At 66.0% G+C, this 26,826-nt stretch carries 26 protein-coding genes and 1 pseudogene; 16 read left to right on the forward strand and 11 right to left on the reverse strand.

Annotated elements, in window-relative coordinates:
• Window positions 1-267, forward strand: a 267-nt coding sequence (locus tag BLQ77_RS23380) for a ribbon-helix-helix domain-containing protein (protein WP_511227987.1), incomplete at its 5' end; no start/stop codon positions are given.
• Window positions 268-293: 26 nt separating this feature from the next.
• On the forward strand, window positions 294-1,385 hold the full coding sequence (locus BLQ77_RS23385; RefSeq protein WP_089963211.1) for an extracellular catalytic domain type 1 short-chain-length polyhydroxyalkanoate depolymerase: 1,092 nt from the start codon (window positions 294-296) through the stop codon (window positions 1,383-1,385).
• A 144-nt stretch (window positions 1,386-1,529) separates the two neighbouring features.
• Here the strand turns inward: BLQ77_RS23385 and BLQ77_RS23390 are convergent.
• Together BLQ77_RS23390 and BLQ77_RS29735 are read right to left on the reverse strand one after the other, a co-directional pair.
• Window positions 1,530-1,877: pseudogene (locus BLQ77_RS23390) on the reverse strand (ATP-binding protein); the annotation flags it as partial.
• A 39-nt stretch (window positions 1,878-1,916) separates the two neighbouring features.
• On the reverse strand, window positions 1,917-2,048 hold the full coding sequence (locus BLQ77_RS29735; RefSeq protein ID WP_278184722.1) for a hypothetical protein: 132 nt from the start codon (window positions 2,046-2,048) through the stop codon (window positions 1,917-1,919).
• 1,475 nt (window positions 2,049-3,523) lie between these two features.
• On the opposite strand from BLQ77_RS29735, the gene BLQ77_RS23400 reads away from it, so the two are divergent.
• From BLQ77_RS23400 to BLQ77_RS23410, 3 genes are all read left to right on the forward strand, one after another.
• Window positions 3,524-4,318, forward strand: a complete 795-nt coding sequence (locus BLQ77_RS23400; RefSeq protein ID WP_089963214.1) for a hypothetical protein — start codon at window positions 3,524-3,526, stop codon at window positions 4,316-4,318.
• Window positions 4,319-4,383: 65 nt separating this feature from the next.
• Window positions 4,384-5,229 carry a transglutaminase-like domain-containing protein gene (locus BLQ77_RS23405; protein WP_008883344.1) on the forward strand — a complete coding sequence of 282 codons (846 nt, stop codon included), beginning with the start codon at window positions 4,384-4,386 and terminating at the stop codon, window positions 5,227-5,229.
• A 33-nt stretch (window positions 5,230-5,262) separates the two neighbouring features.
• The gene (locus BLQ77_RS23410) at window positions 5,263-5,451 is read left to right on the forward strand and encodes a hypothetical protein (protein WP_089963216.1); all 189 of its coding nucleotides are present in this window, start codon (window positions 5,263-5,265) and stop codon (window positions 5,449-5,451) included.
• Between the two features lie 96 nt (window positions 5,452-5,547).
• Here BLQ77_RS23410 and BLQ77_RS23415 read toward each other — a convergent pair whose 3' ends face one another.
• Together BLQ77_RS23415 and BLQ77_RS23420 are read right to left on the reverse strand one after the other, a co-directional pair.
• Window positions 5,548-6,558, reverse strand: coding sequence for a fatty acid desaturase (locus BLQ77_RS23415; RefSeq protein WP_089963218.1), 1,011 nt, complete (start codon window positions 6,556-6,558; stop codon window positions 5,548-5,550).
• Between the two features lie 46 nt (window positions 6,559-6,604).
• Window positions 6,605-6,811: a cold-shock protein gene (locus tag BLQ77_RS23420; protein ID WP_008883462.1), complete on the reverse strand. Its 207-nt coding sequence runs from the start codon at window positions 6,809-6,811 to the stop codon at window positions 6,605-6,607.
• A 586-nt stretch (window positions 6,812-7,397) separates the two neighbouring features.
• On the opposite strand from BLQ77_RS23420, the gene BLQ77_RS23425 reads away from it, so the two are divergent.
• From BLQ77_RS23425 to BLQ77_RS23480, 11 genes are all read left to right on the forward strand, one after another.
• Entirely contained in the window at window positions 7,398-7,604 is a 207-nt protein-coding gene (locus BLQ77_RS23425) for a cold-shock protein (RefSeq protein ID WP_008883179.1), read from the forward strand.
• An 89-nt stretch (window positions 7,605-7,693) separates the two neighbouring features.
• A complete protein-coding gene (locus BLQ77_RS29520; protein WP_242661838.1) occupies window positions 7,694-7,840 on the forward strand; it encodes a hypothetical protein in 147 nt (48 codons plus the stop codon).
• A gap of 357 nt (window positions 7,841-8,197) precedes the next feature.
• Window positions 8,198-8,449 (forward strand): DUF982 domain-containing protein, encoded by a 252-nt coding sequence (locus BLQ77_RS23435; protein WP_008883155.1) that lies wholly within the window; start codon window positions 8,198-8,200, stop codon window positions 8,447-8,449.
• 530 nt (window positions 8,450-8,979) lie between these two features.
• Window positions 8,980-9,693 carry a serine O-acetyltransferase gene (locus BLQ77_RS29740; protein WP_278184723.1) on the forward strand — a complete coding sequence of 238 codons (714 nt, stop codon included), beginning with the start codon at window positions 8,980-8,982 and terminating at the stop codon, window positions 9,691-9,693.
• Window positions 9,690-10,586, forward strand: coding sequence for a VOC family protein (locus BLQ77_RS23450; RefSeq protein WP_089963226.1), 897 nt, complete (start codon window positions 9,690-9,692; stop codon window positions 10,584-10,586). The genes BLQ77_RS29740 and BLQ77_RS23450 overlap by 4 nt, the downstream gene beginning before the upstream one ends.
• 39 nt (window positions 10,587-10,625) lie before the next feature.
• Window positions 10,626-11,765 carry an amidohydrolase gene (locus tag BLQ77_RS23455; RefSeq protein ID WP_089963228.1) on the forward strand — a complete coding sequence of 380 codons (1,140 nt, stop codon included), beginning with the start codon at window positions 10,626-10,628 and terminating at the stop codon, window positions 11,763-11,765.
• Window positions 11,765-12,673, forward strand: a complete 909-nt coding sequence (locus BLQ77_RS23460) for a LysR family transcriptional regulator (protein ID WP_089963230.1) — start codon at window positions 11,765-11,767, stop codon at window positions 12,671-12,673. The genes BLQ77_RS23455 and BLQ77_RS23460 overlap by 1 nt, the downstream gene beginning before the upstream one ends.
• Before the next feature lie 84 nt (window positions 12,674-12,757).
• Complete coding sequence (locus BLQ77_RS23465) at window positions 12,758-13,714, forward strand: NAD(P)-dependent oxidoreductase (protein WP_089963232.1); 957 nt, start codon at window positions 12,758-12,760, stop codon at window positions 13,712-13,714.
• Entirely contained in the window at window positions 13,714-15,249 is a 1,536-nt protein-coding gene (locus tag BLQ77_RS23470; protein WP_089963234.1) for an aldehyde dehydrogenase family protein, read from the forward strand. The genes BLQ77_RS23465 and BLQ77_RS23470 overlap by 1 nt, the downstream gene beginning before the upstream one ends.
• A 113-nt stretch (window positions 15,250-15,362) precedes the next feature.
• The gene (locus BLQ77_RS23475) at window positions 15,363-16,178 is read left to right on the forward strand and encodes a DUF3100 domain-containing protein (RefSeq protein ID WP_089963236.1); all 816 of its coding nucleotides are present in this window, start codon (window positions 15,363-15,365) and stop codon (window positions 16,176-16,178) included.
• A gap of 3 nt (window positions 16,179-16,181) precedes the next feature.
• Window positions 16,182-16,661 (forward strand): hypothetical protein, encoded by a 480-nt coding sequence (locus BLQ77_RS23480; protein WP_089963238.1) that lies wholly within the window; start codon window positions 16,182-16,184, stop codon window positions 16,659-16,661.
• Window positions 16,662-17,343: 682 nt separating this feature from the next.
• Here the strand turns inward: BLQ77_RS23480 and metH are convergent.
• The 7 genes from metH to BLQ77_RS23515 form a co-directional block, all read right to left on the reverse strand.
• A complete protein-coding gene (gene metH, locus BLQ77_RS23485; protein ID WP_089963240.1) occupies window positions 17,344-20,061 on the reverse strand; it encodes a methionine synthase in 2,718 nt (905 codons plus the stop codon).
• Window positions 20,054-21,103, reverse strand: a complete 1,050-nt coding sequence (locus BLQ77_RS23490) for a homocysteine S-methyltransferase family protein (RefSeq protein ID WP_089963242.1) — start codon at window positions 21,101-21,103, stop codon at window positions 20,054-20,056. Before BLQ77_RS23490 ends, metH begins: the two co-directional genes overlap by 8 nt.
• 175 nt (window positions 21,104-21,278) lie before the next feature.
• Window positions 21,279-22,703, reverse strand: a complete 1,425-nt coding sequence (locus tag BLQ77_RS23495) for a gamma-aminobutyraldehyde dehydrogenase (protein ID WP_089963244.1) — start codon at window positions 22,701-22,703, stop codon at window positions 21,279-21,281.
• A 32-nt stretch (window positions 22,704-22,735) separates the two neighbouring features.
• On the reverse strand, window positions 22,736-23,545 hold the full coding sequence (locus BLQ77_RS23500; protein WP_089963246.1) for an ABC transporter permease: 810 nt from the start codon (window positions 23,543-23,545) through the stop codon (window positions 22,736-22,738).
• Window positions 23,535-24,512, reverse strand: coding sequence for an ABC transporter permease (locus BLQ77_RS23505; RefSeq protein ID WP_207545883.1), 978 nt, complete (start codon window positions 24,510-24,512; stop codon window positions 23,535-23,537). The genes BLQ77_RS23500 and BLQ77_RS23505 overlap by 11 nt, the downstream gene beginning before the upstream one ends.
• Window positions 24,509-25,486 (reverse strand): ABC transporter ATP-binding protein, encoded by a 978-nt coding sequence (locus tag BLQ77_RS23510; protein ID WP_175583463.1) that lies wholly within the window; start codon window positions 25,484-25,486, stop codon window positions 24,509-24,511. Before BLQ77_RS23510 ends, BLQ77_RS23505 begins: the two co-directional genes overlap by 4 nt.
• A 73-nt stretch (window positions 25,487-25,559) precedes the next feature.
• The gene (locus BLQ77_RS23515) at window positions 25,560-26,723 is read right to left on the reverse strand and encodes an ABC transporter substrate-binding protein (protein ID WP_089963250.1); all 1,164 of its coding nucleotides are present in this window, start codon (window positions 26,721-26,723) and stop codon (window positions 25,560-25,562) included.
• Window positions 26,724-26,826 lie beyond the last annotated feature (103 nt).

The following is a 26,826-nucleotide window of genomic DNA, read 5'->3' on the forward strand; positions in this document are numbered from 1 at the left end:
AAGCAACTGGATACGCATGGAGAGGCGGTCGACCGCTCCATCGAGCGCCACACCATGGAGCTCGGCCTTCGGGATTTCGGTCGGACGGAGCTTGAGCAGCTTCGTGCGGCGGGCGAGGTCCTGCATATCAAGGTCGTGGGCCTCGCCCGCATCGGCTCAGACGTCACGCCCGACCTCGCCCGGGCGACCATCGGCTCGATCACCGTTCTCGGCAGCCTCCAGGCGTCCGCGGACATCAAGAAGGCCCTCGCCGACCGCATCCTGTAGCGTCGGCTCTCACAAGGACGGAACAGATGATCAAGCTCAACGCCGGCGCATGGCGCACGGCGACCGGGCAAACGCGCGCTGCGCGGCTTGCCTCCGCAAACGACCTCGTGACCCGAACCCTCGCCCAGCACGGCCTGACGGCCGGACCGGTGGCCGGGTCGCCCGCCGATGACGGCAATGACACGCTGACCTCGGCGCTTTCCGGGCTGATGGCGCGCCTTCACCTCGAAGGCCGGCCCGCAACGCCACCCGCCGATCTTCCGGACGGCGCACAATATGCCGAGGACAGTTTCACCTGCGCCGCCGGAACGCGCCGATACCGCACCTACGTGCCCGCCTCGGCGCAGGAGGGGATCACCGGCCTTGTGGTGATGCTTCACGGCTGCACCCAGACCCCGGAGGATTTTGCCGCCGGGACCGGCATGAACGCCCTGGCCGAGCAACACCGGTTCGTCGTTGTCTACCCGCAGCAATCGCGCGGTGACAATGCCCAGTCCTGCTGGAACTGGTTCAGCCGCGGTGACCAGGCGCGGGATCGGGGCGAGCCTTCCATCCTTGCCGGCCTGACACGCGAGGTCGTCGCCCGCCATGCCATACCCGGGGACAAGGTCTTCGTGGCGGGTCTCTCGGCGGGCGCGGCAATGGCGGTCATCCTTGGCGGCGCCTACCCGGAGGTGTTCAAGGCGGTGGGCGCGCATTCGGGTCTGCCAGCGGGGGCCGCGAAAGATGTCCCCTCCGCCTTTTCGGCCATGGCCGGTCGTGAGGCCGGAAGCGCTCCGCGCACGGCTCCTACGCGAACCATCGTCTTTCACGGCGATGCCGACGCCACCGTTCACCCGTCCAACGGCGCGGGTATCGTCCGGCAGGCTCTCGAGGGCGGCCCGTCGCAGAGCCTTCAGACCGAGACTGCGGGCGCCGCGGGGGGGAGATCCTATCAACTTAGCAAGACCTATGGCGACGCCGGTACGGAAGCGGTCGAACACTGGGTTGTCGAGGGGCTGGGACATGCATGGTCCGGCGGACAGTCCGCAGGAAGCTATACCGATCCGAAAGGGCCGGATGCGAGCTCAGAGATGGTCCGCTTCTTCTTCAACCCGTCCACGCCGCCGACTGGCTGAAGCGTAGGCTCGACACCAGATATCGCGCGCAGCAATTGCCGCCAGCGCAATTGCTGCGACATTGGCCTACGATGTTGATTTCCACCCAGAACTGACCCGGGTGTTCCATCGAGAAGTGACCCGCCTTGGATTATGCTGAGCGGGTCATGATTGGGTCAAGACATGGCGTCCCTCCCTCTTTTTCCGGGTGGCTGCGACCGCGCTGTCCTTGAAGCGGAAGCTGTCGTTTCCGGTCTCGAGGATGTGGCTGCGATGGGTCAGCCGATCGAGGAGCGCGGTGGTCATCTTGGCGTCACCGAACATTGTGGCCCACTCGCTGAAGCTGAGGTTCGTGGTGATGATCACGCTGGTGCGCTCGTAGAGCTTGCTCAGCAGATGGAAGAGCAAGGCGCCCCCTGAAGCGCTGAACGGCAGGTATCCGAGCTCGTCCAGGATCACCAGGTCGAGGCGGGTGAGGGTCTCCGCGATGTGTCCGGCTTCTCCCTTGGCCTTACCGGGTTCCGCGCGGGCGAAGATCCACTGACCGTCCGGTCACGGATGAGCGCCCTCGATGCTGCCGGCTTCGGCGGCGGGTCTGAGTGTCTTCGTCGTGACGCCGAGCAGGCGCGCGGCGTTGGTCAGGTTGAGCCAGGGGGCGGTGCCGTCGGGAGCCTGGCGGAACACCGGGATCTTGTGATGCGACCTGAGTGCGGTGACGCGCTCCCGGGTCCATCGGGTGCCATGACCGGTCAGCAGACCGTTTCGATTTAGGATGCCGGCGATCAGATCGTCGGAGGCCAGGAGAACAAGCTGACGTACCGCCGCGGTGATCTCGGGTGTTGTACTGTTGCGCTGGCCTCGACGCCGCTTCGGCAGGCGCAGTTCGGTAGAGCACCTCGCGCTCCTCGGTCCCGTGGGTGGTCTGTGATTGCGTTGTACAACACGGACCGGCCCCGCAGCGCCGGGCAACCAGACCCCGCAACAAGCGCGCCGAGTGCTTGAGTACTATGAGGGCTCCGCGCCCGACGCGCTTGCGCAAGAGGGGGAGCCGAATACCAAAATCCAACCAACAGGCGCTCGTTATGAATGAGGGACCAGCGGGGAGCAGGTCCCTTCCAGCGCGACCTTCGCCCTGAACTCAGGCGCGTGCTGCGTCCGTTTCGACATCTCTGATCTCCTTCGGCTCGAGTATCAGCAGACTGCAAATCGTTGCTTATGTGAGTGTCCGAATTTCCGGGGGGTGCTCAAGTCGCTCGGTTCGCTCTGCGTCTCACCGCGAAGGGACAGAGTAATTCCATGTAAACAATGCGATTTTCACTTTCGTGCTCTTGTACTTGTAATGCGAGGAAAAGCCTGCGAGGGTACGCGTAAGGTGACAACTCCTGTCGATCCGGTCACCCGCCGCTTGGCAGCCTGCCATGCGCTTTTACGATCCCACGCAGACCGCACGGTAGTCATGTTCAGGCGCCTTGGCCGCGAGCATGGATCTTGCAGAATGCAGGTCGTGCACTTGGAGGGCGCGCCATCGCATTTCGGACACCGGGCAAGGCGACAGTTACCTTCGAAAGGCCATTTCCGATTGTTGGGAGTGGTTGGCTTCAGCCCGGCACCTACGAACTTCTGATCGAAGAGGATCGGACCGGATACAGCGGCCTCGAAACCGTCTTCCGGATCTACCTTGTTCAGCACGATGCGCAGGGGCGCAAGGAACTACGCCTGCTCGACCCCAAAGCTCTGACGAGGGCCCTGAGCCCAGATCCCGACGGTAGAGGGGTTCCGAATACAAGCAATGCTGACGCGAGCCCATTGGAGACATCGCATGACCCTGCATCCCGATCCCGACCCTGCGGACTACGACTGTTTGGCGGTTGGCACAGTCGCGTCCTCTCACGGTTTTTCCCGAAGAGTCCTGGCCGCCAGCGGCGGTGCGGAACACCTGAGGCCCGGTCGCGCTCGCCCCACGCCGAACATCGCAATCTCTCCAGGTTCCGTCGGCCGCGACGGTAGCGTTTTGGAGCTGCTGACGAAGTTGGGCGGCGATGTGACATACGGGGCGCGCCCGACCTGCGGCGCAGACGTCGAGGCCCAACGCGCAACCATACCTGTCGCAGTGCGGCTGGACCGTGGCCTTGCGTCGGCCTGCCTGGGAAAGCCTGTTCATGTCGCGCACTGACATCAAGGAGCGGTCGGCTGGCCTGCTTACGACATTCGCAGTGTTCTGGATCGGGGTGTCCGCAATGGTACCGGCAGCGGCACAGACCGACAGCCCGGAGCCGCCGGAGAATGCCCAGTTGAGACGCTTTGGCGGAGGCTGGGAATGCGATCCTGGCTATCGCGAGCGCGAAGGGGCGTGTGCTGCGGTTGCCATACCAGAGAACGCGTATTCCACGAACAGCAGCTACGGTTCAGGCTGGGAGTGCGCGCACGGCTTCCGCGAGAGTGGGGCCTCGACTTGCGAGCAGATCGACGTTCCGGAAAATGCCTATCTGAACCCAGCGGGGAACGATTGGCGTTGTGATCGCGGCTATATCCAAAGCGGTGGTGGCTGCCAGAGGATCGACGTCCCGGCGAACGGGTATCTTTCTGAGAGTGCCTATGCCGGAGACTGGGATTGCGAGAGAGGCTTTGCGAAGACCCGGAACAGTTGTGTCAAGATTGACGTGCCGGAGCGCGGCTTTCTCACGGGGCGCCAGATCGGCGACCTCTGGGAGTGCGAGCGTGGCTACGTGAAGACGTCCGACAGTTGCAAGGAAATCGCGATACCGGAACACGCTTATCTCAGCGACTCCTACGGGGGGCCCGGGTGGGTGTGCGAGCGGGGTTACGCTGCCAGCGGCGATCGTTGCCTCGCACTGGAGGTCCCGGCCAATGCGCACCTCAATCACTCCGGAAATGATTGGTTGTGCAACGACAACTTTCGGCTGCGTGGCGGGGAATGCCACCTTGCCAACTGAGCGATGCACCAGCAGCAGGGGCGGCCCGCCGGTGGTATGCCAGGCATGTATAAAGGTTGGAAACGATGAGAATCCGCTTGGGGTGCCGACTACGCTATCATCTGGTGAAACCGACACCGATGATCGCGCTGCTGAACGTGCATTTTTCCCGTTTCGGAGATTTGGAACGTCCGGACTACCTCCACACCAAACCCAGCGTTCCCTTGCAGAGCTATCGCGATGCTTTCGGGAACTGGTGCACGAGATGTGTCGCCCCGGCCGGCGATTTCGTGCTCGGAACGGATGGGATCTTTCGGGATCTCGGTGTGCCGGACGCATGTGCTCAGGACGCAGCGGAGCATCCGGTCGAAGAGCTGCCGTTCGAGACCTTGGTATTTCTTCTTGGAAGCCGCTACTGCGACACGGATCTGCTCTCTGATCGTGCATGGCAGATGTTCGAGCATGTTCCGCCCGGCTGGAACCGGGTGCAGGCCGTCTGCGACTACGTTCACAACGCGGTAACCTTTGGATATGAGCACGCCCGCTCGACCCGCACAGCATCGCAAACACTGGCAGAAGGCGTCGGTGTCTGCCGCGATTTCACCCACCTGGCCATCACCTTGTGCAGATGCCTGAACATCCCGGCCCGTTACTGCACGGGATACCTGGGTGATATCGGGATGCCTCCCCCCTATCCACCGGGGGATTTCGCGGCCTGGATGGAAGTCTATCTCGGCGGAACGTGGTGGGTTTTCGATCCGAGAAACAATGAACGCCGGATCGGTCGCGTGCTGATCGCAAGAGGGCGTGATGCAGCAGACGTCCCCCTGACACAGAGCTTTGGTCACGCAGAACTCACGGGCTTCGAGGTCTGGGCCGATGAAATCGCCAACGCGACCGATGCCGAAAGGCACAATGAACGCGAGAATTGAACAGCTGAAGACACCCTTGGAGACTATCAGACTATGGCGAACAAGATTGATCAGAAGAAGTCCAAGGGGGGCGTGTCGGTCGCAGAGCGCACACACAGCGCGGCGATGGCGATCATCAACGATGAGACGAACGACCGCCTCGAGAAGACCCGTCGCCTGAGAGCAGCGCGGCTCGAGCGCGAAGCAAACGCTTCGAAACGGAAGAAAAGACCAGCTTCGTGACGTCTACGCCAATGCGGCGGGGCGCCGGGACTTCTCCCCGGCATCCAGCTTTCTGGCAGCTGCTCGGCTCTGCGGGAAAGGCCCGCGTGCTGGCGGTTAAGCTTTTGCTTCGGCGAAGGTCACGAGGCGCCTCGCGTCTTCATCCCAAAGATGCAGCCGCGCGCAGCGCAGGCTGTCCAGCAGGGTGATACGCTGTATGCCCGCCAGCATGTCATGCTCGCGGAGCACCTCGCTCAGGCGATAGAACGGGATCCTGCTGGCCAGATGGTGAATATGGTGTGCGCCGATATTGGCAGTGAACCAGTTCAGTACGGGCGGCAGGACGTAATACGAAGATCCGTGAAGCGCAGCGTTCTGTACGACCCAGTCGGGTTCGTGGTCCCACTCGGTGTCCTCGAACTGATGCTGGACGTAGAACAGCCACATCCCGATCGAGCTCGCGAAAAGCGTCGTGGGCAGGAATATCAGCAGGATGACCTGGAGGCCGCCAAAGACCCATAGAAGCGCGAGCGTCGCCGCAATGCCTGCATTGGTGAGGAGTGCGCTTGCCCAGTAGATTCTGCCAGATCGCATCAGTCCGACGGGCAGCCGATTCTGCAGGAAAAAGATGTAGAACGGAGCGAGGCCGAAGAGGAACAGCGGGTTGCGGAGTGCTCTGTAAATGATCCGCTTCAGTCGGCTTCTAGCCTGGAACTCGCTGACCGTCATGGTCGGAATGTCACCAACGCCGCGGCGGTCGAGGTTGCCGGTTGTCGAATGATGAATCGCGTGCGTCCGGCGCCAGACGTCGTATGGGGTCAGCGTCAGGACGCCGAGAATGCGCCCGGTCCAGTCATTGAGAGCTCTGCTCCCAAAGAACGCCGCGTGACCGCAATCGTGCTGGATCAGGAAGATGCGAACCAAGAAGCCGGCGTTCAGAAGCGCGAGACACAGGCTAAGCCAGGGACTGACGGAGATCAGCTGCCAGGCAAGGGTCCAGATCAACAAAAACGGAAGGATCGTGACGCTCAGCTCGAACAGGCTTCGCGACAGGATCGGAGTGCGGTACTTCATCAGCACGCGCGTCCATTCTGCCGGACTGCGAGGCGTTTGCATTGTTCCGGACATGTCTGAGCTGGTTGCCGGGCGCTCGCGAGGAGCGCCCGGCGGCAGTTCATGCAAGAGCAAGGTTGATGGCGCTTTCGCGGCCATCACGGCCGCTCTCAACGTCATAGGTAACCTTCTGAGCATCGGCGAGGCCGGTCAGGCCGGCGCGCTCGATCGCCGAGATGTGGACGAACACGTCGCGTCCGCCGTTCTCAGGCTCGATGAAGCCAAAACCCTTGGTGCTGTTGAACCATTTCACGGTGCCATTGGCCATATCCGTGGTCTCCTGTTCTGTTGCCGCCCACATTATTGCGGCGGCCCGGCAAAGTCAGTTCGAGTCGATCAACTGAGAGCCGGGTGAACGGAAAGCAGAGGTTCGAATGGAGTAACGATAGCATCCGACGATATGGAGGCAAAAACCGCCGAGCGCAATGGCTCATCACTGAAACTCTGACAAACTTGGACAAACTTGTGTACGTGAGCGTCCCGGCCGACGTCACCTCGGTGCATTATCGGCAGCGCAAGGATCCGAACCCGCAGGACCGCCAACGGCGCAGCACGGCAGGCGTCGGCGGGTCCGCGCGGTGACCGAAGCGCCAGGTCGGGAGCTTGAGACCAATGGCGATGATGTCACCGTGGAGGAGTGGCCTCCAAGGCGGCATCGCGCGTGCCCCGTCAGCTTTAGGATCCCGAAGAAAGAATCCTTGCGTTTGTGGCTGGCGAGGCTCATGGATGGAGGGCTTACGTTTCTTCTCTTCGAAATGCTGCTGCCGCTGACCCGGTTTCGGTTGACCGACTTGGATCGACTTTTGCCCGGCTGTCGCGATTCTGCGGGCAGCATTTCTAAGGAGACCACGGACATGGCCACTGGCACCGTGAAATGGTTCAACACCACCAAAGGCTTCGGCTTCATCGAGCCTGAAAATGGCAGCAGGGACGTTTTCGTCCATATTTCTGCCCTGCAGCGATCGGGTCTCGACCGGCTCGAAGATGGCCAGAAGGTTACCTTCGACGTTGAGAGTGGCCGTGATGGTCGCGAAAACGCCAATAATCTGGCGCTTGCTTGAAGTCGACATTTGAAGATTTGCTTCCCGGCGTTCCTCCTCAGACGGGGAACGGCGGAAAACTTCTGAAACCTAGCGTTTCGGATGTGAAGGTGACAAATTCCGAGCCCGTCACGCCAATCGACAAAACCACCAAGAACGCGAAGCGCGTCCTGGAGGAAGATGCCGAGGTGAGGGCCGAGAAGACAGCGCGCCTGAAGGCCGCTCGCGAAGAGCGTGACGCCCGCCGCATGGACTGATCGTCCAATTGTCAGCTGTACGTCTGGGTGACGCGCAAAGCGAAGCCCTTGCGAGACCAGAGGATTCCAGGCGAGCGCGTCGAGCGGACAATACCCTCCAGGGAAGTCTGTTCCGCACCTTGCTCTCCCGGAGGATCCGTGGCGAGGCTCGCCTCGTCACGGATGCCGGCATGTCGAGACCGGCACTTGGGCCGTCTCCGAGCATTTCACCAATAGATAATGTCTGGCGGTGGCGCTTGGTGCCGACCGTGGCGGTATCTACCGGAACTTCATGATCCCTTTGCGTCTCTGGCGATTGCGCATGTCATGCACATGCAATCGCTTTGGCGTGGATCGTATTCAATCGAAAGAAAACACATGATGGAAATTCAATGGGGCCAACCTGTGGTCCTGATGACGTCGCAAAATGGCGACACTGAACACTTCAGCACGATAGAAAAGGTGCGATATTGGCTGCGCCGCAGGTGGCCGATTTCCGATGGCGAGCGCCAGGTGGCGCTCACGAAAGTCGAGTCTGCAATGGACTGCATGAGCCCGGTCGAGGATGCGCGCCGCGCTTTCCTCGTTGCCGCGAGGTCTGCGGGCTTCATTCCCGCCAATCTGGTGTAGGTCCTTCGGTCGCAAAGACGCGCCCCTGGCACCTGTGTTCAGCTCGAGGCCCGTGACCCCCCCGGCAGAGTTCCAGGACGTTTCCGGTCTTCAGCCAACCTTCATGCGCTGCGGAGAAAGGGGCCGGATCCTGCCCTCTCACGGCAAGCGCTCGTCTCTTCGTCCCAACCTCTTCCCGATGCTCCCCCGCGGTGCCATTCAAGAGAGGATCAGGAGCGCCGAGTCTGTCGTCGATCACGACGTCAACTTTTGAGACGTCCTTCGACGTGCGGCAACGGATCTCGGGGGAAGCCCGCACATCTGCGCGGCGACCGACCACTAGTGGAACCTCGCCCCGAAGGGCCTTGCTGCTCAGTCTTCGCGTTCCCTCCAGAGCAACACGGCGGCAACATTTCCGCTCTTGTGCGCAGCACGGTACTCGGGGCAGCCTCGTGAAACCCTTCGTTCACCCGCGAGGCCACATGGGCGCACATCGGTTGCGGCAAACGCTTCTGTCAGACACTCTTGAGCTGCTCTCCACCGAGCCGGGAGTGGGAACGCTGCTCGGGATCGAGCCAGGCGAGCTGTCCGACTTGTCCGAGCTGATGGCGGCTGCGCTTGCCGCCTGCCTGCCCGAGGGCAAGGCGCGGGTGTGGCTGCGCGGTCTGGCCGTTGAGCTCTTCCGCCACCGGAACGATCTTCTGGAGACCTCGCTTGACGATCTGCTGGTCACCAGCGCGCGCGACGGACAACCCGGTGGGGCTCCGCGCGTGCTGCTTTTCGCAAACGGCTATCACGCGCTCTTGTCCTACCGGGTGAGCCGGGCGCTTTGGCTGGCGGGGCGCGAGGAGCTGGCTCTGGCGGTCAAGAGCCAGTTCACCCGGGCGCTCTCGGTCGAGATCTGGCCGCAAGCGGAGATCGGCCGCGGCGTGTGGTTCGATCACGGGCTCGGGCTGGTGATCGGCCAGACGGCGGTGATCGAAGAGGACGTGAGCCTCTGGCACGGGGTCACGCTGGGGTCGAATTTCGTCGACATGGGAGAGGGGCGACATCCCAGGCTGCGCCGTGGCGCGGTGGTCGGGGCGGGCGCGATGATCCTCGGCCCGGTCGAGGTGGGGGCCGGGGCGACGGTGGCTGCCGGAGCAGTCGTCACCAGGGATGTCCCGCCCGGCCATGTCGTGACCGGCCCTCGCGGCACTGATCGCGGCGTCGGGCGTTTCGCAGGCTTCGCAACGCTAGCAGAGTTGAAAGGCCGGGCGGAATGACGTCGCTTGGGATCGACCATCCTTTGGTCTGTGTGCGCAATCTGGCCGAGGCGCGCGAGACGTACCTTTCACTCGGCTTTCTGATGAAACCTCCGGGAATGCATCCCTGGGGCACGTCCACTGCGCTGGTGATCTTCCGCAACCAGTTGCTGGAGCTGGTGGGGATCGGCGACGAGAGTCTGCTCGAAGGCTACCCGGCGGGAGACTTCCTTTTCGGCCGCCATGTCCAGCGCTGGCTGGATGAGCGCGACGGGGTACCTTTTTCGGCACTCAACTCGACAGATGCCGAGGCGGATGAGGCGGCGGTCGTGGCGCGGGGCGGTCACTGCGAAGGCACCATCGAGTTCGGGCGCGACGTGATCCGCGACGACGGCGCGCCAGACCGCACCGCAACCACGCTGAAGATCTTCACCCGGCCCGGCCTGCCGCGCCTGACGATGTTCGCCTGCCAGCAACACCGCCGCGACCTGATCGAATTTCCGAAATGGATGGATCACCCCAATGGCGCACACGGCTTTGTCTCGGCCACGATCCTTGCCGAGCCGAAAGACCAACCGGCGGTGAGGGACTGGCTCGCCACGCTGCATGGTTCCGAGGCGATCACCGACACCGGCCGGGGTTTCACGGTCTTCACCGGCAGAGGCCACTGGCGGGTGCTTTGCCGCGATGCCGCCAGGGCAGTCTTTGGCCCGCTGCCCGCAGACCTTGCTCCGGACGGCGCGCCCTCGGTGATCTCGCTCGACGTCGCCTGCCGCGCGCTGGATCGGGTCCTCCCCTTCGTGGACACGGGCGGCTTCGCCTGTCAGAAGATCGGCAGCGCACTTGTCCTGACCGAGCACGCTCGGCTGGGCGGTATCCTGCTGACTTTCCAGGAGGCGCCGGCGGCGCCCTGACACGAGACGGGCGCCCGGGCGCGTCCGCAAGGAGACTTCATGTTCGACCAAGACCACATCGCCGAAGCCATTGCCTGGCGCCACGACCTGCACCGCCACCCCGAGCTGGGCTTCGAAGAGCACCGGACCTCGGAGATGATCGCCGCGCTGCTCACCGGCTGGGGCTGGCGGGTGCACCGCGGTCTCGCGGGCACCGGCGTCGTGGCGCAGATGGGGCAGGGCGCGCCGGTGATCGGTCTGCGCGCCGACATCGACGCGCTGCCCATCGTCGAGGCGACGGGCGCGGCCCATGCCTCGACCATTCCCGGCAAGATGCACGCCTGCGGCCATGACGGGCACGCTGCAATGCTCCTGCTTGCCGCGCGGCAGATCGCGGCGGAAGGCGTCGAACAGGGCACCGTCACGCTGATCTTCCAGCCCGCCGAGGAAAGCGAGGGCGGCGCGCGGGTCATGATAGAGCAGGGGCTCTTCACGCAGTTCCCGGTCGACAAGGTCTTCGGCATCCACAACTGGCCGGGCCTCGCGCCGGGGCGCTTCGTGGCGCGCGACGACAAGATGATGGCGGCCTTCTCGGTCTTCGACATCGAAATCCTCGGCAAGGGCGGCCATGGCGCCATGCCCGAGCAGTCCGACGGCGTGATCGCCGCCGCCGGGCGCACCGCCGCGGCGCTGCAGGAGATCCCGGCACGCGCGCTCTCGCCGCTCGAGCCCGGCGTGGTCTCGGTTACGCAGATCCACAGCGGCTCGGCCTACAACGTCTGCCCCGACCGCGCGGTACTGCGCGGCACCTGCCGCTGGTTCGGGCCCGAGGCCGGCGACATCATCGAAGAGCGTGTCCGCCGGGTGGCCACTGCCGAGGCCACCGCGCAGGGCTGTACCGCCAATATCGACTACCAGCGCCGCTACCCCGCGACGATCAACAGCGCCCCCGAGGCCGCGCTGGCCCGCGACGTGGCGGCGGAGATGGGACTCGATACCGCTATGACCGGCCCGAGCATGGCCTCGGAGGATTTCGCCTTCATGCTGAACGAGGTTCCCGGTGCCTACCTCTGGCTCGGGGCGGCGCGCGAGGGCGAGAACCCCGGGCTGCATTCGGCGAAGTTCGACTTCAACGACGCGGTGCTGCCCGCCGGCGCCGAGCTCTGGGTGCGCCTCGCCCGCCGCGCCACGCGGGGCTGATGGACGCGCTCGACAGCCGTTTCCTGCGCGAGTTCCTCGCGGTCGCGCAGGAGGGCTCGATCCGCCGCGCGGCGGATCGGCTGAATGTCGTGCCCTCGGCGATCTCGCGCAAGATCGCCGAGGCCGAGGCCCGGCTCGGGGTGGCACTCTTCGAGCGCAGCTCCAGGGGCGTGACGATGACCGAGGCCGGGGAGCTTCTGCGCGAGCACGCGCTGCACCTTCAGGACGAGCAGACCTTCCTTCTTGACCAGATCGGCCGCTACCGGGCAGGACGCACGCAGACCGTGCGCATCGCGCTCGGAGAGGGGTTCACCGCCGACCTGATGGAGAACGGGCTGTCGGAGCTGAGCCGGCTGCAGCCCGACCTGCGCTTTGCCATCGACCACGCCGGCACCGACGAGCTGCAGCGCCGCGTGATCGAGGGGGAGGCCGATATCGGAATCGCCTATAACCCGCTGGTGTCCGAGGCGACCCGCTCGCTGGCCATGGGGCGCCAGCCGCTCTGCGCCGTTGTGCCTGCGAATTCATCACTGGCGGATCGGAGACGGGTCGGGCTGGCCGAGGTGCTGGAGCATCCCGTCGCCATGCTCGATGCGCGCCATGCCATCCGGCACCTCGTCGGGCAGGTCGCCGCCGACCGCGGGCTGGCGCTGCGGGTGCATGTGGAGACAGCCTCCATCGCGCTGCTGATCCGCTACGTGAGCGCGGGCATGGGCGTGACCTTCCTGCCGAGATTTTCCGCGTCGATTCAGGCGGATCGCGGCGATCTGGCGGTGATCGAGCTGGACGAGCCGGCGCTGCACCGGGTCAGCACGCACCTCATGGTGCGGGCCCGCCGGCGCCTGCCGAAATCGGTGGAACTGGTGGCGAGCTTCCTGTCGGACCGCATGGTGGCCTTCCGCCGGTGATCTCTGGTGTTGCCGTGAGGGCAACGCAATGTGCGCAATGTGACCCCTTCCTGTGAACGCCATTCCTCCAGTTAGCTGTCTGGAATGCTGGCCGAACGTGGCTGGCGACGCACAACGACAGGAGATCACATGGCAGAGACGACAGGCAAACGGGCCGGGGTGATCGGACTTGGGGCCATGGGCTTCGGCATGGCGTCGAGCCTTGCCCGCGCGGGCTTCGAGGTGGCGGGCTACGACCCGGCTCCCGCGGCGCAGGACCGTGCCCGCGAGGCGGGGATCGCGCCAAAGGCGAGCCCGGAAGACGTCTTCGCCACAGCAGACGTCATCGTGCTTTCGCTGCCTACTGCGGCGCATGTCGAAGGCGTCATCGCCGCGGCACAGGGCGCCGGGCTGCTGGGCGCAGAAGCCGGGGCCAAGGTCATTATCGACACCTCCACCTCCGAGGCCGAGGTCAGCCGCAAGCTCGCCGCAGCGCTTGCCGAAGAGGGACACGGCTTCCTCGACGCGCCGGTCAGCGGCGGGCCCTCCGGCGCGGCCTCGGGCCAGCTTTCGGTGATGCTCGGCGGCGACGAGAAATGGGTCGGTGCAGCGATGCCCGCGCTCGAGGCGATGGCGGCGAAAATCCTGCACGTCGGCCCGAGCGGCTCGGGCAATGTCGCCAAGCTCGTGAACAACATGCTGGTCGCCAGCCACATGGTTACGACGCTCGAGGCGCTGCGGCTGGCCGAGGCCGCCGGTGTCGGCGCGGCAGACGCGCTGCGGGTGATCAACTCTGCGACGGGCCGCAGTGCCATCTCGGAAATCCACTTCCCCAACTGGGTGCTGCCACGCAGCTTCGACAGCGGTTTCAGCACCGGGCTGATGCGCAAGGACGTGCGCCTCGCCCGCGAGCTGGCGCAAAGCGTCGGCTGCGCCATGCCGGTGGCCGACCTGGTGGCCGATCTCTGGGCCGAGGAGAACTCGGGCCTGAAGGACGGCGATGATTTCATGCATATGGGCGATCCCGCAGTGGACCGCCTGAGCCATAAGGAAAAGATGTGATGGCCAAGGACCTCATCGATACCGCGGCCCGCGTGGCCGAGTTGCTGAAGGGTCTCACCGGCTCTTCCGAGGTGCAGTCCTATGTCGGCGGTGTGCTTGTGCCCGGCACCGGGCACGCGCTGGAGCTCACCGATCCCGCGACGGGCGAGGTCTTCGCCCGCTACAAGGACGCAGGCGCCGAGGTCGTCGCACAGGCCGCCGAGGCCGCGACGCGGGCACAGAAGGAATGGTTCGCCAAGACCGCCTCCGAGCGCGGTCGCATCATGTTCGAGATCGGCCGCCAGTTGCGCGCCAATGCCGCCGCGCTGTCGGAGCTGGAAGCCCTCTCCTCGGGCCGCCCGATCCGCGACACTACCGGCGAGCCGGCGCGTATGGCCGAGATGTTCGAGTATTACGCGGGCTGGTGTGACAAGATCACTGGCGACGTGATCCCGGTGCCCTCGACGCACCTCAACTACACCCGCCACGAGCCGCTCGGCGTGGTCAGCCAGATCACCCCCTGGAACGCGCCGCTCTTCACCTGCTGCTGGCAGGTCGCCCCGGCGATCTGTGCCGGCAACGGCGTGATGATCAAACCCTCCGAGCTGACGCCGCTGTCGTCGATCGTGGTCGGCATCCTCTGCGAGAAAGCCGGCGCACCGAAGGGCCTCGTCAACGTCATCGCGGGCGATGGTCCGGGCTCCGGCCAGGCGATGATCGAGAACCCGGCGACGGCGCTGGTGGTCTTCGTCGGCTCCGCCGAGGCGGGTTCCAAGATCGCGGGCGCGGCTGCGCGGCGGCTGGTGCCTTCGGTGCTGGAACTGGGCGGCAAGTCAGCCAACATCGTCTTCGGCGATGCCGATCTCGACCGCGCCGTGGTGGGCGCTCAGGCGGCGATCTTCGCCTCCTGCGGCCAGAGCTGCGTGGCAGGCTCACGGCTTCTGGTGCACCGCTCCGTGCATGCGCAAATGGTTGAAAAGCTGAGCCTCGCGGCTGGCAACATCCCCGTCGGCGCGCCGATGGATCCGGCGACGCAGATCGGCCCGGTCAACAACCAGCGGCAATGGTCGAAGATCGACGCGATGGTCCGCGAGGCGGTCAGCCAGGGCGCCGAGATCACCAGCGGCGGCGCGAAACCCGAGGGGCTTGCGGCAAGCGGCGGGTTCTTCTTCGCCCCGACCGTGGTCGACCAGGTGACGCCGCAGATGACCATCGCCAACGAGGAGGTCTTCGGCCCCGTGGTCTCGGTGCTGCCCTTCGACACCGAGGAAGAGGCCATCGCTCTGGCCAATGCCACGCCCTACGGGTTGGCGGGCGCGGTCTGGACGCAGGACGTCGGCCGGGCACATCGCATGGCGGCGCAGGTTCGGGCAGGCACCTTCTGGGTGAACAGCTACAAGACGATCAACGTCATGTCGCCGTTCGGCGGCTTCGGGCGCTCCGGCTATGGCCGCTCGTCCGGCCGCGAGGCGCTGGCGGCGTATACGCAGACCAAGTCCGTCTGGGTCGAGACCGCCGCGAACCCCGCGCAGGGCTTCGGTTACGCGCCGGGCTGATGCTTACCTTGGGTCAGTCTGGCGCTGGTCTTTTCCTACCGCCACGGACCGGGTAACCGCCCGGTCCCGGCCAATGCGCCCCCACAAGGGGGCGTCAACAGAGAGGTCCCCTCATGCCAATAAAAGACATCCTTCTCGACTGGCGGCTGCACCTGACCGTGCTGGTCATCACCGTGATCGCCGAGCTTATCGGGGTCATCGCCGTGCCCATCGGCATCGGCTCGATCCTGCTGCTGCCGCTGCTCTACGCCTTCGTGCTGGGGCTGCTGATAAACCCCAACGTGATCTCGGCTGCGCGCGTCCTGATCCGCGACCGCGAGGTGCATGCCGCATCTCCGCTGATCGTCGTCGCGATCATGCCCTTCATCGCGAAGTTCGGCACGATCATCGGCCCGTCGATGGACAAGATCATCGACGCCGGCCCCGCGCTTGTCCTGCAGGAGCTGGGCAACCTCGGCACCATCGTGCTGGCCTTCCCGGTGGCCGTGCTGGTGCTGCGCATGGGCCGCGAGTCCATCGGTGCCTGTTTCTCGGTGGCGCGCGAGCCCAATATCGCGATCATCGCGGACAAGTATGGGCTGAAGAGCCAGGAAGGCGCGGGGGTCATGGGGGTCTACGTGATAGGGACGCTCTTCGGCACCTTCATCTTCGCCATTCTCGCCTCGATCCTCGCCACCACCGGGGCCTTCTCGGTCGAGGCGCTGGCCATGGCCTGCGGCATCGGCTCGGGCAGCATGATGGCGGCCTGCTCGGGGGCACTGGTGCACGCGGTGCCGGACATGGAGGAGCAGATCCTCGCGCTCGCTGGTGCCTCCAACGTGCTGACCTATGCCACCGGTCTCTATCTCTGCGTCTTCGTGGCGCTGCCGCTGACCGAGAAACTCTACGACCTGCTGGGCCGCAAAGAGCCTTCGAAAACCGGAGCCTGAACCATGAGCGACATCCAATCCCAAACCCTCGATCCAACAGAAGAGGCCAAGCTCGGCCTCGGCGCCCATGCCGCGGCGCTGGCGGTTGTTTGCGTGATCGCCCTGGTGGGCAACACCGTGGCGACGGAGAACACCGTCCCGCAGGGGCTGGTGGGGCTCATCATCCTTTGGGTGATGTGCATGATCGGCATGCTGCTGACGAAGTTCGTGCCGTTCAAGCTGCCCTCGGTGGCCTGGATTTCCGCCGTCGGCATTCTCGCGACCATGCCCTGGACCCCGGGCAGCGCCTGGATCCTCGACAAGGTCAGCCACGTGAATTTCCTGACGCTGGCCACGCCCTGCCTCGCATATGCAGGCATCGCGATCGCCAAGCGCGAGATCGAGATCGCCAAGACCTCGGGTTGGAAGATCGCCGTGGTCGCCGTGCTGGTGATGACCGGCACCTACGTGGGCTCGGCCATCGTGGCGCAGGCGTTCCTCTGATCGCGCGCTGATCACCGCCACGGGCCGTGCTTCACGGCCCGTGGTAGCTGGCACCCCGCCGGGGACGGTGTGCTGCAGTCGAGGACATGGCAGCGATGAACATCTTCGGGGGGTTCGTGTCGGACCGGCCGACGGATCGACCGCTGGGCGGCTTCGCTCGGCACGGTACGCTCAGGGTCTGAACAGGCCCGGAAAACTCGCTCTGATTCACTTCTGATCCTGGTCCCGACATCTGGCCCGGACCATTCTTGAGACGGCCCATTCCGGCGGGCCCACATCTCATCAATGTATGAGCCTCCCTCCCGGTGATCGGGGCGGCGTTGTCCGGCATACGCGCGGTAAGGCTTCTGCCCGGGCGCACCAGGCAGGACAGACTGGTGCGCTATCTGGGCATGGATTGCCAGGATGAGGCCGAGAAACGCCCTGCACTCCCGCTTTGAGCAAGGGCGTCTCCGGGGGAGACCGGCACAGGTCTGCGCGAGCGCAACAGCAGGCCGCAGCAACGTCCGCCCGAGGCATTGCCCGACTGACGGTCACAAGGTGCGTTCGAGGGTCTCGGGTCGGTGTTGAGTAAGCCGGAGGCGCCGCAGCTGGCCTGCCGCAATATCGAGGTCCGTGATCGCGCGGCGCGAGACCCTGCACGGCCCGGAGAGGGTCGGGGAGGCCGGGGCCTCCCCTTATGTCACTCCGCCGCGACGGCGGCGGCTTCGTCGGGGCGGTAGTTGAGGATCGGCGCCAGCCAGCGCTCGGCCTCTTCCAGCTGCATGCCCTTGCGGGCGGCGTAATCCGCAACCTGGTCACGCTCGACCTTAGCGACGCCGAAGTAGTAGGCGTCGGGATGTCCGATGTAGAGCCCCGAGACCGAGGAGCCCGGCCACATCGCCATGCTCTCGGTCAGCTCGACCCCGGTCGCGACCTCGGCGCCAAGAAGGTCGAAGAGGGTGCGCTTCTCGGTGTGGTCCGGCTGCGCGGGGTAGCCGGGCGCCGGGCGGATGCCACGATAGGGCTCGCGGATCAGCTCCTCGGGGGTAAAGGCCTCGTCCGGGGCATAGCCCCAGAGCTCGCGCCGCACCCGTTCGTGCAGCATCTCGGCCATCGCCTCGGCGAAGCGGTCCGCCAGCGCCTTGACCATGATCGCGGCGTAGTCGTCGCCGGCCTTCTCGAAGCTCTCGGCCAGCGCCTGCTCCTCGGGGCCCGCGGTCACCACGAAGCCGCCGACGTAGTCGAGCACGCCCGCCGGGGCGACGAAATCCGCCAGCGCGAGGTTCGGGCTGTCCCTCCGCTTGGAGGTCTGCTGGCGCAGCGTGTGCAGCGTCGCGAGCGGCTCGGTGCGGGTGGCGTCGGTGAACAGCCGGATGTCGTCCTGCTCGCGGTTGGCGGGCCAGAAACCCACCACCGCGCGCGGGCCGAACCACTCTTCGCCGATGATCTGCTGCAGCATCGCCTGCGCGTCGCCGAACAGGTTGCGGGCGGCCTCGCCGTAGGTCTCGTCCTCGAGGATGCGCGGATAGACGCCCTTGAGCTCCCATGTCTGGAAGAACGGCGTCCAGTCGATGTAGCTGGCGATCTCGGCGAGATCCCAGTCGTCGATCACCTTGGCGCCGGTGAAGCTCGGCTCGGGGACCTCGTAGCCGGTCCAGTCGATCTGCTTGGCGTTGGCGCGGGCGGCGGCCAGCGGCAGGCGGGTCTTGGCGCGCTCGGCCCGTTCGTGGCGCTCTGCGACCTCGGCGTATTCGCTGCGGATGCCGTCGATGTAGCCCTGGCGCTGGGTCTCGCTCAGCAGCGAGGACACCACGCCCACCGCGCGCGAGGCGTCGGTCACGTAGATCGCCTGGTTGCGGGTGTAGCGCGGCGAGATCTTCACCGCGGTGTGCACCTTCGAGGTCGTGGCGCCGCCGATCAGCAGCGGCACGTCGAAGCCCTCGCGCTCGAGCTCGGTGGCAAGGTGGACCATCTCGTCGAGCGAGGGGGTGATGAGGCCGGAGAGGCCGATCACGTCGACGTTGTGGGCCTTGGCCTCCTCGAGGATCTTCTGCGGCGGCACCATGACGCCGAGGTCGATGATCTCGTAGTTGTTGCAGGCAAGGACGACGCCGACGATGTTCTTGCCGATGTCGTGGACGTCGCCTTTCACGGTGGCCATCAGCACGCGGCCGGCGCTGTCGCGTCCGCCGGCCTTCTCGGCCTCCATGTGGGGCAGCAGCACGGCGACCGCCTGCTTCATGACGCGCGCGGATTTCACCACCTGCGGCAGAAACATCTTGCCGGCGCCGAAGAGGTCGCCGACGACGTTCATGCCCGCCATCAGCGGGCCCTCGATGACGTCGAGCGGCTTCGAGGCGGCCAGACGGGCCTCCTCGGTGTCCTGATCGACGAACTCTGTGATGCCGTTGACCAGCGCGTGCTCGAGCCGCTTCTCGACCGGCCACTCGCGCCATGCGAGGTCGCGCTTCTTCTCTTCGCGGGCGCCGCCGCGGAAGCGTTCGGCCACGTCGAGCAGCCGCTCGGTGGCGGTGCCGCCGGCATTGGGGGCGCGGTTCAGCACCACGTCCTCGCAGGCCTCGCGCAGCTCGGGGTCGATCTGGTCGTATACCGCGAGCTGGCCCGCGTTCACGATGCCCATGTCCATGCCCGCCTTGATGGCGTGGTACAGGAACACCGCGTGCATCGCCTCGCGCACCGACTCGTTGCCGCGGAAGCTGAACGACAGGTTCGAGACCCCGCCCGACACGTGGCAATGCGGCAGGTTCTGGCGGATCCAGCGGGTCGCCTCGATGAAGTCGACGCCGTAGTTGTCGTGCTCCTCGATGCCGGTGGCGACGGCAAAGATGTTGGGGTCGAAGATGATGTCCTCGGGCGGGAAGCCCACGGTCTCGGTCAGCAGCTTGTAGGCGCGGGCGCAGATCTCGGTCTTGCGCTTGAAGCTGTCGGCCTGTCCGTCCTCGTCGAAGGCCATGACCACGACCGCGGCACCGTAGGCGAGGCAGAGCCCGGCTTGGTGCAGGAAGGACTCCTCGCCCTCCTTGAGCGAGATCGAGTTTACCACCGGCTTGCCCTGCACGCATTGCAGGCCGGCCTCGATCACCTCCCACTTGGAGCTGTCGATCATGATCGGCACGCGGGCGATGTCTGGCTCGGCGGCGACGAGGTTGAGGAACTCGATCATCGCCTGCTTCGAGTCGATGAGCCCCTCGTCCATGTTGATGTCGATGATCTGGGCGCCGTTCTCGACCTGATCGCGCGCCACGTCCAGCGCCGCGGCATAGTCGCGGTTGGTGATGAGCTTGCGGAACCGGGCCGAGCCGGTGACGTTGGTGCGCTCGCCGACGTTGACGAAGGGAATGTCGCTGGTGAGCACGAAGGGCTCGAGGCCCGAGAGGCGGAGCAGGGGCTTATGCATCGGCGGTTTCCTCGATCTGGCGCGGGGCGTAGGAGGCGACGTGCTCGGCGATGGCACGGATATGCTCTGGCGTGGTGCCGCAGCAGCCGCCGACGAGATTGACCAGACCCTCGCGGGCGAAGACCTCGACCTTGGCGGCGGTGTCCTCGGGTTCCTCGTCGTACTTGCCGAAGGCGTTGGGCAGGCCGGCGTTGGGGTAGGCGCAGATCCGGGTGTCGGCGACACCGGCGAGCTCTGCAAGGTGCGGCCGCATGGCGTCGGCGCCGAGCGCGCAGTTCAGGCCCACGCTGAACGGGCGGGCGTGGCGCACCGAGTGCCAGAAGGCGGTGGGCGTCTGACCCGAGAGGGTGCGGCCCGAAGCGTCGGTGATGGTGCCCGAGATCATGATCGGCAGGCGCGCACCGTGCTCGGCGAAGGCCTCGAAACAGGCGAAAATCGCGGCCTTGGCGTTCAGCGTGTCGAAGATCGTCTCGATCAGGATCAGGTCGGCGCCGCCGGCGATGAGGCCGCGGATCTGCTGCCCGTAGGCGCGGCGCAGGTCGTCGAAGGTCACGGCGCGGTAGCCCGGGTCGTTGACGTCGGGGCTGATCGAAGCGGTGCGGTTGGTCGGGCCCACGGCACCTGCGACCCAGCGCGGGCGGCCGTCTTCGGCGGTGGCGCGGTCGAGCGCCCGGCGCGCCACGCGGGCGCCCTCGACGTTCAGGTCGAACACCGCCTGTTCCATCGCGTAGTCGGCCTGCGCGATGGTCGTCGAGGAGAAGGTGTTGGTCTCGACGATGTCGGCCCCGGCCATGGCGAAGGCGTAGTGAATGTCCTCGATCGCCTTGGGCTGGGTCAGGATCAGCAGGTCGTTGTTGCCCTTCTGCGGATGATCCGAGTGGAACGAGCAGCATTGCCCGCCGTGGCCGCGGAAATCGTCCTCGTCCAGACCGAGGGTCTGGATCTGCGTGCCCATCGCCCCGTCGAGGATGAGGATGCGTTCGCGGGCGGCCCTTGTCAGGTCGGCCACGGTCTTGGTCGGCGGAAGAATGAAGCTGTGCATGTCGGACCTGCCTTTATCAGGCTTCCCGGATACTCCACACGGGCCGCACAATCAAATTCAACGATCGTGACAGGATCATGAGGTTCATTCATGTAGCCGCCATCACGACGCCGTTCCGCGCACCCGCATAAAGGGGCCCGGCCGCGCATCTGCCGGGCCCCGAGGCGGTCATCGGTCAGTGCGCGACCATGACGTGGCGCACCACCGAATAGTCTTCGAGCGCGTAGGAGGACATGTCCTTGCCGTAGCCCGACTGCTTCATGCCGCCATGGGGCATCTCGTTGGTCAGCATGAAGTGGGTGTTCACCCAGGTGCAGCCGTATTGCAGCCGCGAAGCCACCTGCATCCCCTTCGAGATGTCCTTGGTCCAGACCGACGAGGCCAGCCCGTATTCGCTGTCGTTGGCCCATGTGATCGCCTCGTCGGGGTCCGAGAACCGGGTGACCGACACCACCGGGCCGAAGACCTCGCGCCGCACGATCTCGTCGCTCTGCAGGGCGCCGGCCACGACGGTGGGCGTGTAGTAGAAGCCGCCGCCCTCGGGACTCGCGCCGCCGGTGGTGACCTCGATGTGGTTGGCCTCGCGGGCGCGGGCCACGAAGCTCGCCACCCGGTCGCGCTGGCGCTGCGAGATCAGCGGGCCGATCTCGTTCTTGTCGTCGTCGGCGTCATTGTAGGTGATGGTTGACACCGCATCGGTGAGGTCGGCGACGAAATTGTCGTAGACAGAGGCATGGGCGTAGATCCGGCAGGCGGCGGTGCAATCCTGCCCGGCGTTGTAAAAGCCGAAGGCCCGCAGCCCCTCGACCGTGCCCGCGATGTCGGCGTCGTCGAAGACGATGACCGGGGCCTTGCCGCCGAGTTCGAGATGGGTGCGCTTGATGGTCTTGTTGGCCGCCTCGAGGATCTTGCGCCCGGTGGCGATGTCGCCGGTGAGCGAGATCATCGCCACCTTCGGGTGGTGGATCAGCGCCGAGCCCACGGTCTCGCCCCGGCCGAGGATGATGTTGACCACGCCCTCGGGCAGCACCTCGGCGAAGATCCCGGCGATTTTGAGCGCGGTCAGCGGCGTCTGCTCGGACGGCTTGAAGACCACCGTGTTGCCGGCGCCGATGGCGGGGGCGATCTTCCACGCCATCATCATCAGCGGGTAATTCCACGGCGCGATCGAGGCCACCACGCCGATGGGGTCGCGGCGGATCATCGAGGTGAAGCCCTCGAGATACTCGCCGGCCACCGGCCCGGTCATGCATCGCACGGCGCCGGCGAAGAAGCGGAAGCAGTCGACGATGGCGGGCAGCTCGTCTCCCAGCGCCAGCGGGCCGGGCTTGCCACAGTTGAGCGCCTCGAGCCGGGCGAACTCCTCGGCCTCGGCCTCGATGCGGTCGGCGATCTTCAACAGGTAGCCCGAACGCTCGGCGGGGGTGGTGCGGGACCATTTCGCAAAGGCCTTGTCTGCGGCGGCGACCGCCTCCTCGACCTGCGCCAGCGAGGCCTCGGGCAGGGTGCAGATGACCTCTCCGGTGCGGGGGTTGAGGATCTGCTCCTCGGTCTCGGCGCCAAGGACGCGCTGCGCGCCGATCAGCATCTGGGTGTCCATGGGTGTTCTCCCTGTCTGTTCTCGTTGAGGGGTCATTTCTCGGCGCCGGCGGTGTGTTCGCCGTCGCGGGTCAGGTAGTAGGCCGCGAGGATCGGCAGGAAGGTGACCAGCACCACCGCCATCGCCACCACGTTGGTGACCGGCCGCTGGCGCGGGCGCACCAGTTCCTCGAGCATCCAGATCGGCAGCGTGGTCTGCTGGCCGGCGGTGAAGGTGGTCACGATGACCTCGTCGAAACTCAGCGCAAAGGCGAGCATACCGCCCGCCAGCAGCGCAGTGCCGATGTTGGGCAGGATCACCAGCGTGAAGGTCTGCAGCCCGTCGGCGCCGAGATCCATCGCCGCGTCGATCAGCGCCCCCGAGGTGCGGCGGAACCGCGCCACGGCGTTGTTGTAGACGATGACGATGCAGAAGGTCGCGTGGCCCAGCACGATGGTCCATGTGCTGAAGGGGATCTCCAGCAGCGAGAAGGCCGAGCGCAGCGAGATGCCGGTGATGATCCCGGGCAGGGCGATCGGCAGGATCACCAGAAGCGAGATGGTCTCGCGTCCGAAGAACCGCGACCGGGACACGGCGGCGGCGGTGAGCGTACCCAGCACCAGCGCGATGGTCGTCGAGATCGCCGCGACCTTGAGCGACAGGCCAAGCGCCTGCCAGACATCGGGGCGGCCCACGGTGACGGCAAGCCACTTGGTGGTGAGCCCGGGCGGCGGCCACTGGTAGCTCGTTTCCTCGGTGGTGAAGGCGTAGACGAAGATCAGCGCGATGGGGGCCAGCAGGAAGATCAGGCCGCCGAAGGCCGCGAGGCGCAGGGCGAGGGGGGCGCAGGCGTCAGAGTGCATCGAAGGCCCCCATGCGGCGCGCGGCCCAGAGGTAGATCCCCATGATGACGATGGGCACCACGGTGAAGGCGGCCGCCAGCGGGATGTTCCCGGCGGTGCCCTGCTGTGTGTAGACCGCCTGCCCGATGAAGAGCCGCGACGAACCGATGATCTGCGGGATGATGTAGTCGCCCAGCGTCAGCGAGAAGGTGAAGATCGAGCCCGCGACCACCCCCGGCAGCGCCAGCGGCAGGATCACCAGCCGGAAGTTCTGCCGCGGCGTGGCACCGAGATCTGCCGCCGCCTCGGTCAGCGTCGCGGGCACGCGCTCGAGCGAGGCCTGCACTGGCAGGATCATGTAGGGCAGCCAGATGTAGGTGAAGACGATGAAGGTGCCGAGGTAGCTGACCGAGAGCGAGTTGCCCCCGATGACCGGCACCGCCAGCACCGCCTCGAGCAGCCATGTCAGGTGCAGCTTGGCGAAGAGCCAGGTCAGGATGCCCTCCTTGGCGAGCACCAGCTTCCACGCGTAGACCTTGACGAGGTAGCTCGACCACAGCGGCAGCATGATCCCGAGGTAGAACACTGCCTTCCAGCGGCCCCGGGCGTAGCGGGCGGCGAAATAGGCAATGGGGAAGGCGAGGATGGCGCTCGCCACCGTCACCGAGGCCGCCATCAGCACGGTGCGCAGGATGATGTCGAAATTGTAGGGCCGCAGCAGCTCGCCGTAGGTCTTGAGGGTGAACTCGCGCACCACGAGGCCCGAGAACTCGTCGATCGAGAAGAAGCTCTGGATCAGCAGGGCGATCAGTGAGCCTACGTAGACGAGCCCGAGCCAGAGCGTGATCGGCAGCACCATGAGGAAGACGAACACCCGCGGGTGGCGCAGGATCCAGTCCACGAGGCGCGGCAGCAGCCCGCCGCGCGGCGCGAAGATCGCGGGCGCCGGATCGCGGGCGGTGGCGGAAAGGGGGGCGGCCTGCGTCATGCGGCCCCCAGCAGGTGGGCGCGGGCGGCATCCCACGAGACGCGGGCGGTGGTCCCGGGCTCGGGGGCCTCGGCATGGGGCGGCACCAGCGCCGTCAGGGGCTGGCCGTCGAGATCCAGCGCAAGCCGGGTGTAACGGCCATGGAAGGCACGGGCGGTGACGGTGGCGGGGCGGCCCGCGGGGTCGAGCACGATGTCCTCGGGGCGCAGGCTTGCCCACTGGCCGGCCGGGCCGACGCCCGCGACATCGGCGGGAATGACGTTCGAGGAGCCGACGAAATCCGCCACGAAGCGCGAGGCGGGGCGGCGGTAGATCTCTTCCGGCGTGCCGATCTGCTGCACGCGGCCCTCGGCGAAGACCGCCACACGGTCGGCCATCGACAGCGCCTCGTCCTGGTCATGGGTGACGAAGACGAAGGTGAGCCCGAGGCTGCGCTGCAGGGTCCGCAGCTCTTCCTGCATCTGCTCGCGCAGCTTGAGGTCGAGCGCCCCAAGCGGCTCGTCGAGCAGCAGCACGCGGGGCTTGTTGACCAGTGCGCGGGCCAGCGCCACGCGCTGCCGCTGGCCGCCCGAAAGCTCGCCGGCGCGGCGGTCGCCGTATCCTCCGAGTTCGACCAGCTCGAGCGCCTCGCGGGCGGCGCGGTGACGCTCGGCGCGGCCGACGCCCCTGACCCGCAGCCCGAAGCCCACGTTGTCGAGCACGTTCATGTGCGGGAAGAGCGCGTAGCTCTGGAACACGGTGTTGACGTTGCGCAGGTAGGGCGGCACGCCCTCGGCGCGTTCGCCGAAGATCTCGATATGCCCGGCGGTGGGCTGTTCGAAGCCCGCCACGAGGCGCAGGCAGGTGGTCTTGCCCGAGCCCGAGGGCCCCAGCATGGCGAAGAACTCGCCGTCGCGAATGGCGAGGTCGACCTCGTCCACGGCCTTCACCGGTCCGAAATGGCGCGACACGCCCCGGAAGGTTACAGCATCCATCAGGTCAGTCTTTCGAGGGAAGAGAGAGGGGGAGGCGCACCGGGTGGGCCGGCGCGCCTCGGTCAGGTCGTGATCAGCGCCCGCCGATCACGCCGATGTAGTCGGACACCCAGCGGTAGTAGGGCACGCAGCTGCCCTGGCTCTCGCATTGCGACACCGGGGTGCGCCAGAAGGCGATCTTCTCGAAATCGTCGAGCCCGTTGGCAGAGCAGCCCTCGGCGGTCTGCATTCCGGAACCGTCGGTGCAGGCTTCGGGGACCGAGGGCACTGCGCCGAACCAGACCGAGAGGTCGGATTGCAGGTTGGACGAGAGCGAGTGCTCCATGAACTTGTAGGCGCAGCTCGGGTGCTCGCTGTCGGCGTGCAGCATCAGCGTGTCGGCCCAGCCGGTGGCGCCTTCCTCGGGGATGGTCGAGGCCACGGGGGCGCCGTCGGCCTTGAGCAGGTTGACCTGGAACGGCCACGAGGACGAGGCCACGACGCCCTCATTCTTGAAATCGTCGATCTGGATGAAGGCGTCGTGCCAGTAGCGCGAGACCAGCGTGCGCTGGGTGCGCAGCAGGTCGAGCGCGGCGGCATATTGCGCGTCGTTCAGCTCGTAGGGCGAGGTGATGCCGAGATCGGGCTGGTGCGCCATCAGGTACATGGCGGCGTCGGCCACGTAGATCGGGCCGTCATAGGCCTGCACCCGACCCTCGTTGCTCTCGCCGTCCTGCAGGGTCATTGGCTCAAAGACCACCGACCAGCTCGTCGGCGCCTCGGGGAAGACCTCGGTGTTGTACATCAGCACGTTCGGGCCCCACATGAAGGGCGTGCCGTAATGGGTGCCGTCGACGGTGTGCCAGGGCGCGTCCTTGAGCCGGTCGTCGACCCTGGACCACGACGGGATCAGGTCCACGTTGACGGGCTGCAGGCGTTTTCCTGCGATCAGCCGCAGCGAGGCGTCGCCCGACGCGGTCACGAGGTCGAAGCCGCCCTCGTTCATCAGCGCCACCATCTCGTCCGAGGTGTTGGCGGTCTTGACCTCGACCATGCAGCCGGTCTCTTCCTCGAACTTGGTCACCCAGTCGAACGCGGGGTCGGTCTCGCCGCGCTCGATGTAGCCCGGCCAGGCGACGATGGAGACCGAGCCCTCGCCCTCGCCAAGCTCGGTGAGCATCTCCTGGGCGGACAGCGGAAGGCTGGTGGCGGCAACGAGCGCGAGGCCCGACACGCAGCCGTGGAAGATCTTTTTCATCTTGCGTTCCCTGTTGCAGCGGGAGTCCGTGCTCCCTTGCAGCAAGCGTGGGTAGAGAAATCCGATTTCACAAATTCAATTGTCAGGTTGCCCGTATCGGAAT

This window comes from Salipiger thiooxidans, assembly GCF_900102075.1.
Classification (GTDB): Bacteria; Pseudomonadota; Alphaproteobacteria; order Rhodobacterales; family Rhodobacteraceae; genus Salipiger; species Salipiger thiooxidans.

Excerpts from the sequence above, each read along its gene's own strand:
- BLQ77_RS23475 (WP_089963236.1), top strand. The coding sequence starts at position 15,363 with ATGCCAATAAAAGACATCCTTCTCGACTGGCGGCTGCACCTGACCGTG.
- BLQ77_RS23420 (WP_008883462.1), bottom strand. The coding sequence starts at position 6,811 with ATGGCCAATGGCACCGTGAAATGGTTCAACAGCACCAAGGGTTTTGGC.
- BLQ77_RS23510 (WP_175583463.1), bottom strand. The coding sequence starts at position 25,486 with ATGGATGCTGTAACCTTCCGGGGCGTGTCGCGCCATTTCGGACCGGTG.
- BLQ77_RS23385 (WP_089963211.1), top strand. The coding sequence starts at position 294 with ATGATCAAGCTCAACGCCGGCGCATGGCGCACGGCGACCGGGCAAACG.
- BLQ77_RS23490 (WP_089963242.1), bottom strand. The coding sequence starts at position 21,103 with ATGCACAGCTTCATTCTTCCGCCGACCAAGACCGTGGCCGACCTGACA.
- BLQ77_RS23505 (WP_207545883.1), bottom strand. The coding sequence starts at position 24,512 with ATGACGCAGGCCGCCCCCCTTTCCGCCACCGCCCGCGATCCGGCGCCC.
- BLQ77_RS23435 (WP_008883155.1), top strand. The coding sequence starts at position 8,198 with ATGATGGAAATTCAATGGGGCCAACCTGTGGTCCTGATGACGTCGCAA.
- metH (WP_089963240.1), bottom strand. The coding sequence starts at position 20,061 with ATGCATAAGCCCCTGCTCCGCCTCTCGGGCCTCGAGCCCTTCGTGCTC.
- BLQ77_RS23450 (WP_089963226.1), top strand. The coding sequence starts at position 9,690 with ATGACGTCGCTTGGGATCGACCATCCTTTGGTCTGTGTGCGCAATCTG.
- BLQ77_RS23410 (WP_089963216.1), top strand. The coding sequence starts at position 5,263 with ATGGCGAACAAGATTGATCAGAAGAAGTCCAAGGGGGGCGTGTCGGTC.
- BLQ77_RS23465 (WP_089963232.1), top strand. The coding sequence starts at position 12,758 with ATGCTGGCCGAACGTGGCTGGCGACGCACAACGACAGGAGATCACATG.
- BLQ77_RS23515 (WP_089963250.1), bottom strand. The coding sequence starts at position 26,723 with ATGAAAAAGATCTTCCACGGCTGCGTGTCGGGCCTCGCGCTCGTTGCC.
- BLQ77_RS23400 (WP_089963214.1), top strand. The coding sequence starts at position 3,524 with ATGTCGCGCACTGACATCAAGGAGCGGTCGGCTGGCCTGCTTACGACA.
- BLQ77_RS23415 (WP_089963218.1), bottom strand. The coding sequence starts at position 6,558 with ATGTCCGGAACAATGCAAACGCCTCGCAGTCCGGCAGAATGGACGCGC.
- BLQ77_RS23480 (WP_089963238.1), top strand. The coding sequence starts at position 16,182 with ATGAGCGACATCCAATCCCAAACCCTCGATCCAACAGAAGAGGCCAAG.
- BLQ77_RS23455 (WP_089963228.1), top strand. The coding sequence starts at position 10,626 with ATGTTCGACCAAGACCACATCGCCGAAGCCATTGCCTGGCGCCACGAC.
- BLQ77_RS23460 (WP_089963230.1), top strand. The coding sequence starts at position 11,765 with ATGGACGCGCTCGACAGCCGTTTCCTGCGCGAGTTCCTCGCGGTCGCG.
- BLQ77_RS23425 (WP_008883179.1), top strand. The coding sequence starts at position 7,398 with ATGGCCACTGGCACCGTGAAATGGTTCAACACCACCAAAGGCTTCGGC.
- BLQ77_RS23495 (WP_089963244.1), bottom strand. The coding sequence starts at position 22,703 with ATGGACACCCAGATGCTGATCGGCGCGCAGCGCGTCCTTGGCGCCGAG.
- BLQ77_RS23470 (WP_089963234.1), top strand. The coding sequence starts at position 13,714 with ATGGCCAAGGACCTCATCGATACCGCGGCCCGCGTGGCCGAGTTGCTG.
- BLQ77_RS23405 (WP_008883344.1), top strand. The coding sequence starts at position 4,384 with ATGAGAATCCGCTTGGGGTGCCGACTACGCTATCATCTGGTGAAACCG.
- BLQ77_RS23500 (WP_089963246.1), bottom strand. The coding sequence starts at position 23,545 with ATGCACTCTGACGCCTGCGCCCCCCTCGCCCTGCGCCTCGCGGCCTTC.